Raw genomic sequence first — 10,727 nt, 5'->3', positions numbered from 1 at the left:
ATGGCGCCACAACACTATGTCATCCACGGAAAACTTACTGAATAGCATTCTGGAGTCTGAAAGCGGATTGACGCTGAGTGAGCTCTTGACCGCGCGCGCCAGCATTGCCAAACGAACAGCGCAGCGCTTGATCGCAAAGCTGATTACTAGCGGCCAAGTGACTGCGCTGGGTGACGGTAGGGCTCGCCGTTATTTGATGAGTGCCTGTCCTCGTTTATTCTGGTACGCTCAAGCCATCTGGACATCTTGCTCCATGCGAAGTCTACCATTGGCTATCCCTGCCAAAGCTGGGCACTCTACACGTGCTCCCGACACGCGAAGGCCTGAGAAATCTATCCCCGACGCCTTGAGGTAGTGCCTGTCCAAGCATATGAAAGAGTGATGAGGGTGTCCTAGAATGCGTATTTTGAGTTAAGGCTTACTATTTCCACCCTGAGAGAGTGTTATGGATATCCTCGAATGTGATTGGGTCATTATTTCTTGGTGATTTTCGAGCCGATATAAACAACATGTATATTGTTTTGGTTCGGCTTAACGGGCCATTCAAAATATATTCGTACTTGAGGTGTTTTAACTTTTCCGTGATAGGTAAATATTCCTGGTTTACCTGATCGAGGATTTTTAAATGTCAATTCATTTTTAAATTTGTGCTTATCAGTAGCTGACTCATCACTAAACCAGGCCTTGCTACCGTGAAAGTGATCTTGTAGTATTTTTTCGGTATTTTCTGTATGTCTTCCATCCGCATCCCGGCTCGCGAGATACTCTTCAAGAACCCTGCATAACTCGTTTAACCGATCGTGAATAGTTATCGTGAAAGGTGTCGGCGATAATTGCTGCAGAATGTCTTCAGAAAAATTTAGCTTCTGATGGTTTGATACGAGCCTATCATAAGATTCTTTCCAGTTTTTAGGTGCTGGTAAAGTGGATAAAGCTTCTTGCTTTAAGTTCGCCAAAGACCACAAGTTCTTGATTTCGAAGTTCCCCAGGCGATCTTCTTTTAAACCATGATCAATAAATAATGGTGTGAAATTAAAACTACCATCAAAGCTATATGTTGAGGTGTTTATGTTCAAGGCAGACCGGCGAGAGCACTCCCCAAGCCCTTGATTGGTAACGTCGATATTTTTATACTCGAAGTAATCGTCGTCGTTATATGCACGGTTGTCATCCCAGTAAGGTCCATGTTTATTAACCCAGGATATAATTCTTGACTTAAGGTTTCTGGGTGCTTGCTGCATCACTGCCTGCATGAAACTGGTGTTTTCAATTACGAGAGCGTTACCTATTTCTCTAGAGCAGAGAAAGTCTGTTTTTAGGGTTGTCGTACTAGCGACGCAATTTAAGAAATCCTCAAATTCATGAAAAAAATCTTCAAAACATTTTTCATTTTTCGATAGTGATAAATCATTTAATATCCAAGGCATATTTACCCCCAGCCGTTAAGGGAGGCTATGTCTTGATCTAGTTGGTCGAAAAAGCCTTCGGGCCATTCACTCAAATTACCGTTGACATCTATTTGGGGAGATGTGATATGTGCTTTTCTGCCGTCGTCATCATTAACGGATTCAAAAAAATGTATGACGACCTGCTCTTTTTTAACTATTTTATTTGCCACTGCTAATCGAATTCCGTTTAGTACATGATCGCTGTGAGTTTCTACAATAACTTGTACGCCCGAGGCCGCAACCACTCCGAGGAAGTGACCAATGCGCGATTGCCCTCGAGGGTGGAGGTGAGCTTCAGGGCTATCGACAACTAATGTTTGCCCCTTTTTTGCCAATAGCCCTGCTAGTAGGATTGGAAATGCATAAGTTAGTCCGTAACCTACATTGGCGGGCCTTTTCCAATCGCTTAAATCGTCTAGTTTAAATTCTAATCGTACCAGCGGAGTGCGGTTAATAGGCGATGTATTAACTTGTGCTCCGGGGAAAAGATCGCTAAGCCAAGCATTCAATTGCCGCCTTAGGGTCAGTCCCTCCTCTAATCTATGTTGGCGTAAATTGTCAATATCCTCATCGGAGTATCTATCAAACCACCATGCTGCATATTGCCCAGTCTCACCAACATCCGAAAAGATAGGGTTGGCAGCTTCGGGGACGGGAAATACATCTTTTGTACCTTGGCGTGTGGCGCCAATGAAAATTGTATCGGTTAGGGATTCGTTATGCTGTTCAAGAGAGTAAAGCTCGCCACCATTAGGTAAGTCAAATGCAGTTTGAGTTCGTTCTTTTGCCTCTAGTATAAATTGGAGCGAGCCGTGATTAAAACAATATGTGAGTTTTATGACTCTCTCTGCTGCATAATGATTTAAAGCGTCCCCGATGGTCCCAAGCTTAACAACTTCACCATTTAATGGGAGGTAGGCTTGCCCGTTATTTTCAACTGTAACTTGGCGAGCTAATAAGATTGATTGAATTGCTGTTGATTTCCCTGCTGCGTTAAATCCTGTAAATATGGATAAGTCTGCTAAAGGAATTTCTTGCTTTTTAAAGCATTTGAAATTCTCAACTTCAATGCTTTTAAGCATTAGTTTCCACTCCAGATTGGCTAGTTAATGAATTTTGTTCAAATTTTTCTGAATACTCTAGCAGTTGTTTTATTATGGTTTTTGAGGGTCTTTTCCAAATAAAACCCTTAAAGTCTTGCATTAACACATTTTGATTATTTTCAACCTCATTTGACTGGTGATATAGAGTGACGATTTTTTTTGATAGTTCATTCATCTCCTGATCATGATGCCCCAGTCCATGGTCATCAATAGCTTCAGATAATATATCGAGATAAACTAACTGCCTTACATCTTCTTTCCATGAGTCTAGTAGTACTAATTCTAAAAGTCGGTGCCTTAACTTGACTCGTTTAACATTACTTGTAGAGGTCGAAACGCTTGCCATAAAAGGGTCGTAGGCAAGTAATGCTCGTACTCGATATGAAATTTCGTCATTCGATGGTTTTATTGTTAGCTCGGCGATTTTGGCTAATGCAGTTGCCAGAGAATCAAAGAGTGAGATGTTTATACTACTGCGCTTACTTGGTTCAGTATTCTCTGCGAGACTTTTACGGAATGCGTGCCTACCAAAGATCTCATTGTTGAGTTTCATTGAAAAATAGAAATCCTCACTCATTTTATTAAGTTCAGATTCAGGCATTTTGTTCATGCGCGTCAGCGCTTGCGCCATGTGTTCGTCCATGTCAGATTTATAGCTTTGATAGCCTAAGATATAAAAAGCGCAGAAGCGATTGACGACTTCTCTGTCACGCATCGATCTTCTATCTAATTTTGCATCCATTGCCTTTGTAAACTCGTCAGACTCGGCATGCTCTTTTAACCAGCGAGTAGCGGTACCGGAATATAAGCAATTACGCATCTGCTGTCTTGTAAGTGGGACTCCGCTATTTACACGCTCAAAAATATCTAATTTTGCTCGTTCAGGAGCCTTTGCATCAAGGATATATAGAGTTAATGGAGTGTCTTCTATGCGTTCCTGTAAGTGTATTGGAAGCTCTTCAAACTTTTTTTCTTTGATCTGACTTTTAGGGTCTGGACTACCTAACCCGTTTAATGCAAACTGATTTGTCAGATATCGGTGAAATGTGGTTAAACGCTGCAAGCCATCAACCACGATAATCTTTCCGTCGGTATCTTCGGCGACGTAAAGTACAGGTAAAGGAATCCTCATAAGGCAAGACTCAATTAACCTGGCTTGCTGGATGGGCGACCATACAAAGTCTCGCTGAAACTCGGGGTCGAGTTTGTAGCGACCTTTCTCGATCCGATTAACAACATCTGCCACGGTTCTGGGTTCACGACGCACAAAGACCGTGTCAAGAGGGTAATCCCCCCAAGATTCACGGCCTTCGTCGTCTGCACCATCGAGTTCGCTCTGACTGTCCGAAATCATCTGTTCACTCATTGTTTCTACTCTGGTCATAGCTTGCCAATACTTAATTTTGTCTCATCAGCTGAATCCTACCGGAATGTCGGCAATTCAGTAATAATAGCTGTTTACAATACAGAATGTTGATGATTAATTCGAGTTGATCTATGAAAAAGTCGGTGAAATCTATTTTCTGAAATATTAACTTTGGTGTTTAAGCCACTTTACGAGGACCTTCTGGCTGGAGTGGGCTTTGATCATGTGTAAGAGTGAAGACTGACACTTAAGTTGCTAAAAGTAATTGTGTCCAGATCGATTGCTCAGCTGTGAGGCTTGTCGTCAGGCCAGCTCGGCGGGGCTTGTCAAAACCTATGAGGCCGGGATGGCCGATTGGAGCCTATAGGGATATATTCCCGGCGTTTTTGAACATGGCTCGCAGTGCTGGCTGAGATCTACCGGAATGCCTCAATACACGTTTCACCTAAACAAAAAAAGGCCTGCGATTGCAGGCCTTTGTCTTTTCCATTATGGAGGTTTTACAACCCTGCAATCTTCTCTTTCTGCTTGGCCAACTTCTCCAACTGCTCAGTCAAGCCCGCTAAACGATCCTTCTCTTTTTGCACAACCTCAGCAGGGGCTTTGTCGACAAAGCCTGGGTTGCTTAATTTGCCACCTAGCTTTTTAATCTCGATATCCATTTTACCCATTTCTTTTTCTAATCGGGCGAGTTCGGCTTCTTTATCGATAATGCCAGCTAAAGGCACGTGAACCTCTAGCTTGCCCACAAGCGTTGTGGCGCTGGCGGGTATTTGGCTGGCATCGTCTTGCCAAACTGCGCTTTCTAAACTGGCTAGCGTGCTTAAAAATGCAGTGTTGGCCGCTAGGCGGGCTTTGTCCTTCGGTTCGCCTGCGGTGAAAATAGCCGGTACTTTTTTGCCGGGGCTAACATTCATTTCGCCACGAATATTACGCACACCCTCAATTACCGATTGCATCCACTCAAAATCCGCCAAGGCATCAGCATCGATTAAACTCTCATCAGCTATGGGGTAATCCTTAAGCATAATGCTATCGCCTTCAGTGGCGGCGAGGTCTTTAACTTTGTGCCAAATCTCTTCGGTAATAAATGGCATTAAAGGATGTGCCATACGCAGGATGGTTTCGAGTACGCGAATAAGCGTACGGCGGGTGCCACGCTGTGCTGCCGCATCGCCGTTTTTAAGGGCGGGTTTGGCAAGCTCGATGTACCAGCTGCAGTATTCATTCCAAATAAAATCGTAAAGTACTTGGCTGGCGATATCTAAACGGAAGGTTGCAAAGCCCTCAGCCATGGATTTTTCGACTTGCTGTAAACGACTAATAATCCATTTGTCGGCAATGTTTAGCGTGTAATCGTCGCTGCCGTTTTGGCCGCAATCTTGGCCTTCGGTATTCATTAAAACAAAGTTAGCCGCGTTCCATAATTTATTACAAAAATTACGGAAGCCCTCAATACGGCCGGTATCAAAATTAATATCGCGGCCGGTACTGGCTAAAGAATAAAAGGTGTAACGCAAGGCATCGGTGCCGTAGGCATTTAAACCCTCGGGGAATTCTTTGCGGGTGGCCTTTTCTATTTTTTTGGCATCTTTTGGATTCATTAAGCCGGTGGTGCGTTTTTTAACAAGCTCCTCAAGATCGATACCGTCGATTAAATCGATTGGGTCTAAAACATTACCCTTAGACTTACTCATTTTTTGGCCTTCGCCATCGCGCACTAAACCGTGAACGTAAACGGTTTTAAAGGGTACTTGCGAAGTGCCATCTTCGTTTTTAATAAAGTGCGTGGTCATCATAATCATTCTGGCTACCCAGAAAAATATGATATCGAAGCCTGTAACTAGCAGGTCGGTACTGTGGAAGGTTTTTAATTCTTTAGTTTGTTCTGGCCACCCTAGTGTAGAGAAAGTCCAAAGAGCAGAGCTAAACCACGTATCCAGCACATCGTCGTCTTGGCGCAGGGCAACCTCGGGGCCTATATTGTGCTTTGCGCGCACTTCGGCTTCATCGCGGCCAACAAATACTTTGCCGTTGTGGTCGTACCAGGCGGGAATGCGGTGGCCCCACCAAAGCTGGCGAGAAATACACCAATCTTGAATATCGCGCATCCACGAAAAGTACATATTTTCGTATTGCTTGGGCACAAATTTTACTTCGCCGTCTTCTACCACGCGAATGGCTTCTTCGGCCATGGGCGCGGTATTCACATACCATTGGTCGGTTAGCCAAGGTTCAATTACTACGCCGCTGCGGTCGCCGCGCGGTACCTTAAGGCCGTGCGGTTCTATTTTAAGTAACCAGCCTTCGGTTTCGGCTTGGGCGATCAATTTTTTGCGTGCTTCAAAGCGCTCTAAGCCAGCATAGTCGGTAGGGCAGGGTTCGGTGCTTAGCTCTTTAAAAGTGCCGTTTTCTAATACGGTAAATTCACTGAGCATGTTCGCATCGCGATCAAAAATATTGATGATCGGTAAGCTTTGGCGCTTACCAACATCGTAATCGTTAAAGTCGTGAGCGGGGGTTATCTTTACACAACCGGTACCAAATTCTTTGTCCACATATTCATCGGCGACGATGGGAATAATGCGGCCAGTAATCGGCAGGGTAATGGTTTTACCGACCAAGGCTTTATAGCGCTCGTCTTCTGGGTCGACGGCCACAGCGGTATCGCCCAGCATGGTTTCGGGGCGGGTGGTGGCAACGGTTAAGTGGCCACTGCCATCAGTTAGTGGGTAATTGAAATACCACATGCTGCCTTTTTCTTCTTCGTTAAGAACTTCTAAGTCAGAAATGGCGGTGTGGAGTTTTGGGTCCCAGTTAACTAAGCGTTTACCACGGTAAATAAGGCCGTCTTCGTGTAAGCGTACAAACACTTCTTGTACGGCGGTGGATAAGCCTTCGTCCATAGTAAAGCGCTCGCGGCTCCAATCGACCGAGCTACCCAAGCGACGAATTTGCTGGGTGATGGTGCCGCCGCTTTGCTCTTTCCAGTCCCATACTTTTTCGAGGAATTTTTCGCGGCCTAAGTCGTGACGCGAAACGCCTTCGGCACCGAGTTGGCGCTCTACTACCATTTGGGTAGCAATACCGGCGTGATCGCAGCCGCCTTGCCATAAAGTGTTGTTGCCGCTCATGCGTTTGTAGCGAATGTAGGCATCCATAATGGCGTTGTTAAAGCCGTGGCCCATGTGCAGGCTACCGGTAACGTTGGGTGGTGGGATCATAATGCTGTAGGGCGTACCCTCGCCACTGGGGGCAAAATAGCCGCGCTCTTCCCAGGTTTTGTACCAGTTTTGTTCGATATTGGCCGGTTGGTAGGTTTTGTTCTCTTGTAGGGTTTTGTCGTCGCTCATGGTGTGCCCGTGTATCTGTGGCCCTGTTGTAGGGCAAAAGTAAATGCAAATAGGCGGGAATTATACAGGGTTGGCGGGGCTTTTGGGGGCGGGCTTTGAGGGGAGTGCAAGAAAGCGCGCCCTTGGCGGGCGCCGCTATTTTTATGGGGACTGGCAGGTTACCAGCCGGTATTTTCTGGCTCGGCTTACTTAGATATCTGCGCTTAGTAAGTGGTTCGTTCGATGGTGCTTGACGAGATGCTCCGAGGGGAGTGCTAAAAATGAAATTTCCCGTTTTTACCCACTCCGAGGAAATACTTCTAAAAGTTATAACCAAGAGAGAGTGAAAGGTTACTTATGTCGTAATCTGCTGAGCTTGTATCTTCAGGGTCGGAATCGTCGCTCACGCCCGCACTCAGCATTGTGTACTCTAAGCCAATAACAAAATTATCATTAATTGCGAATTGTCCGCCAAAGCCATAGTGAAAGTCAGTGCCTGAGTCGGAGAATGAGTCAGAAATCGGATAGTCTATGAGATTGGATGTTACTTTGAAGTCCACATCTATGCTCCAACTTGAAATACCTACTTTTCCAAAAATAGAAAATTGTTCAGATATTGGCAAAATCCCTTTTACACTTGAAGAAAAGGAGGACATTGCATAATCGACTTCAGAGCTTAAGAACTCATTGGTACCACGGTAGTTCATCTCGCCAAAATCATCGTAGCGAACATCGACGGAAAAGTTACTGTTAAAGCGATACTCTCCACCGAATGCGAAACTGGTGTCACTATCATCGATCCCATTATCGACAACATCCAGTTCATGTTTGGCTTGGCCAACTGCTCCAAAAATGCCAAACCCAGCATCGGCCGCAAAAGAGGGTGCGCTGAATAGCGCGGCGGTAAGAATCGATGAGGTAATTAATAGCTTGTTCATAAAAAGTCCATATTTTTAGTTAAATAATGCCAGAAACGAGTGCAATTTTTCATTGCCTTCTGGTAAAAAAAGTGTCGTTAGAAGTAAAAGCTGGCAGAAAGTGAGAGGTTGCTCAATTCGTAGTCAACGCCGTCAACGATTTCAGTATCAAGCATGGTGTAATCAAGGCCAAGTCCAAATTGTTCGGTAGCCATATATTGAGCGCCGAAACCGTAGTACAAATCTGTTCCGGATTCGTCACCACCAGCGGTGTCTAAGTTCCAGCTTGCCAAGCCTATTTTGGCGAAGAGGTTAAACTGCTCATTCAAGGGGATAATACCTTTGACGCCTGCACCGAAAGATGAGCCTGAAATGTCAAAGGCATAGCTAATTGTGTCGGTTTCATACGCACGGAATTCAGCCGTTCCGTAGTCGTCATAGCGGACTTCGATAGAAAAATTTGAGTTGAATTTATATTCGCCACCAATTGCAAAGCTGGTATCACTCTCATTTTGAATCGTGAAATCGTGCTTCGCTTGGCCAACTGCTCCAAAAATGCCAAACCCTGCATCGTCCGCAAAAGAAGGTACGCTGAATAGCGCGGCGGTAAGAATCGATGAGGTAATCAATAGCTTGTTCATAAAAAGTCCATGTTTTTAGTTAAATAATATTCTGCATTAAGCAGTGGTTGTGATTATAAATCGCTAAACTTAACGAAGCATGAACAAGCTGAAAAAATATTCAGCCACAAAAAAACCGGCTAATGAGCCGGCTTGTTCAATCTATTTTTTATTTATGAATATTTCATAATACTGCGATGTTGTGAAGCGGAGCCCCAGGGGTTATCGGCACCTTTAAGGCCTACAATTTCGCTAATGCCAGCTTTCCACGCTTTAATAGGCAGGGATTAAGCCGCCGCGGTCGGTAATGCCGGAAGAGGCACCGGAAATTACATTATCACTGATTACAATTGTGCTTAAGTACGGACCATTAAAGGAATACGTGAGTGATCAGACACAAATACGATACTCACATTGATGTCATCACGGCCTAACATGCGATCGCAGAAGGTGGCTAGGCCGGGTTCCATGAGATTGAAGTAGCCGCGTGAGCGAGAACCGTGATTATCATCATGGGTGTCCCAATAGGCGCTAAGATTGAACCTATAGGTTTAAATATAATCCCAAAAGCCAGCTTAATTTTTCACTGGCTTTTGGTAAAAACCTCTCTGTCTCTAGAAGTAAAAGCTGGCAGAAAGTGAAATATTACTCAGCTCATAGTCAATACCATCTACGATTTCTGCATCAAGCATGGTGTAGTCAAGCCCAAGCCCAAATTGTTCAGTGGCCATGTATTGTGCGCCAAAACCGTAGTATAGGTCAGTTCCTGATTCATCGTCTTCACTGTCACCTAAGTTCCAGCTTGCTAAACCCATCTTGGCAAACAGACTGAATTGTTCGTTTAGTGGGATTATGCCTTTAACTCCAGCACCAAAAGATGAGCCTGAAACGTCACCGCTATCCGCTTCGTTGAAATCGACACTGCCATAATCATCGTAACGGCCTTCAACCGCGAAGTTCGCGTTGAATTTATATTCACCGCCGATAGCGAAGCTTGTGTCGCTATCGCTGAGAGAAATTATATCGTGGTTTGCTTGGCCAATCGCTCCGAATATACCAAAACCGTTGCTCTCGGCGAATGATGGGGCACTTAACAGTGCGGCGGTAATGAGCGAAGAGGTTAATAACTTGTTCATAAACAATCCTTCTTGAATTAAATAATGTCCTGCGCTTTTTAGCAGTTGGCCGATTATAAATTGCGAAGCTTAACGAAGCATGAACAAGCTGAAACAAATATTCAGCTACAAAAAAACCGGCTAATGAGCCGGCTTGTTCAATCCATTTTTTATTTATGAATATTTCATTATACTGCGATGTTGTGAAGCGGAGCCCCAGGGGTTGGCGGCACCTTTAAGGCCTACAATTTCGCCAATGGCAGCTTTCCACGCTTTAATAGGCTTATCGGCATCGGGAATTAAGCCGCCGCGGTCGGTAACGCCGGTAGAGGCACCGGAAATTACATTATCACTGATTACAATTGTGCTTAAGTGCGGGCCATGGTTGTTGATTAAAGGAATGCGTGAGCACTCAGGCACAAATACGATACTCACATTGATGTCATTACGGCCTAACATGCGATCGCAGAGGATGGCTAAGCCGGGTTTCATGAGCTTTAAGTAGCTGCGTGAGCGAGAATCGTCATTATCATCATGGGTGTCCCAATAAGTGCCTTATTTGGATTACCGGCAGTTATCGAATGAGCGAATTGAGTTCTTAGCGAACATTGTGAGTAATTTTGGTCGCGCGTTAAAAACTTAGTATCCCCATACTGAGAGCAAAAAAAACCGGCGATAAACGCCGGTTTTTGAATGTCTATGTCTAGTGCAGCGTTAGGGCCGAAGAAAAAATACTTCATCCAATAATACTTGCCTCCTGCTCCCTCAACTGCGTTGCTCAAAGCGTTACATGCCCCGGCATGCGCCCCTTTGAGCGCCTTGTTGA

9 protein-coding genes and 1 pseudogene are annotated in these 10,727 nt (G+C 44.8%); 1 reads left to right on the top strand and 9 read right to left on the bottom strand.

Going from position 1 to position 10,727, the window contains the following annotated elements:
• Positions 1-355, top strand: a pseudogene (locus AC3A8L_RS15910) (hypothetical protein); the annotation flags it as partial.
• Between the two features lie 118 nt (positions 356-473).
• On the opposite strand, the gene AC3A8L_RS15905 reads toward AC3A8L_RS15910, so the two are convergent.
• The 9 genes from AC3A8L_RS15905 to AC3A8L_RS15865 all read right to left on the bottom strand — a co-directional run.
• On the bottom strand, positions 474-1,427 hold the full coding sequence (locus AC3A8L_RS15905) for a hypothetical protein (protein WP_487963257.1): 954 nt from the start codon (positions 1,425-1,427) through the stop codon (positions 474-476).
• 2 nt (positions 1,428-1,429) lie between these two features.
• Entirely contained in the window at positions 1,430-2,530 is a 1,101-nt protein-coding gene (locus AC3A8L_RS15900; protein WP_487963256.1) for a DUF3696 domain-containing protein, read from the bottom strand.
• Positions 2,523-3,935, bottom strand: coding sequence for a GmrSD restriction endonuclease domain-containing protein (locus AC3A8L_RS15895; protein WP_487963255.1), 1,413 nt, complete (start codon positions 3,933-3,935; stop codon positions 2,523-2,525). The genes AC3A8L_RS15900 and AC3A8L_RS15895 overlap by 8 nt, the downstream gene beginning before the upstream one ends.
• A gap of 482 nt (positions 3,936-4,417) precedes the next feature.
• Positions 4,418-7,270 (bottom strand): valine--tRNA ligase, encoded by a 2,853-nt coding sequence (locus AC3A8L_RS15890; RefSeq protein ID WP_487963254.1) that lies wholly within the window; start codon positions 7,268-7,270, stop codon positions 4,418-4,420.
• Positions 7,271-7,569: 299 nt separating this feature from the next.
• Positions 7,570-8,187: a porin family protein gene (locus tag AC3A8L_RS15885; RefSeq protein ID WP_487963253.1), complete on the bottom strand. Its 618-nt coding sequence runs from the start codon at positions 8,185-8,187 to the stop codon at positions 7,570-7,572.
• Positions 8,188-8,264: 77 nt separating this feature from the next.
• The gene (locus AC3A8L_RS15880) at positions 8,265-8,807 is read right to left on the bottom strand and encodes a porin family protein (protein WP_487963252.1); all 543 of its coding nucleotides are present in this window, start codon (positions 8,805-8,807) and stop codon (positions 8,265-8,267) included.
• A 593-nt stretch (positions 8,808-9,400) separates the two neighbouring features.
• On the bottom strand, positions 9,401-9,922 hold the full coding sequence (locus tag AC3A8L_RS15875) for a porin family protein (protein WP_487963251.1): 522 nt from the start codon (positions 9,920-9,922) through the stop codon (positions 9,401-9,403).
• A 153-nt stretch (positions 9,923-10,075) separates the two neighbouring features.
• The gene (locus tag AC3A8L_RS15870) at positions 10,076-10,393 is read right to left on the bottom strand and encodes a hypothetical protein (protein ID WP_487963250.1); all 318 of its coding nucleotides are present in this window, start codon (positions 10,391-10,393) and stop codon (positions 10,076-10,078) included.
• Positions 10,394-10,398: 5 nt separating this feature from the next.
• The coding region (locus tag AC3A8L_RS15865; protein ID WP_487963249.1) for a hypothetical protein at positions 10,399-10,727 on the bottom strand (329 nt) is incomplete at its 5' end.

The organism is Marinagarivorans sp. (assembly GCF_982758155.1).
The sequence above is the reverse complement of the archived record's forward strand: the minus strand, read 5'-3'. Positions and strand labels throughout refer to the sequence as shown.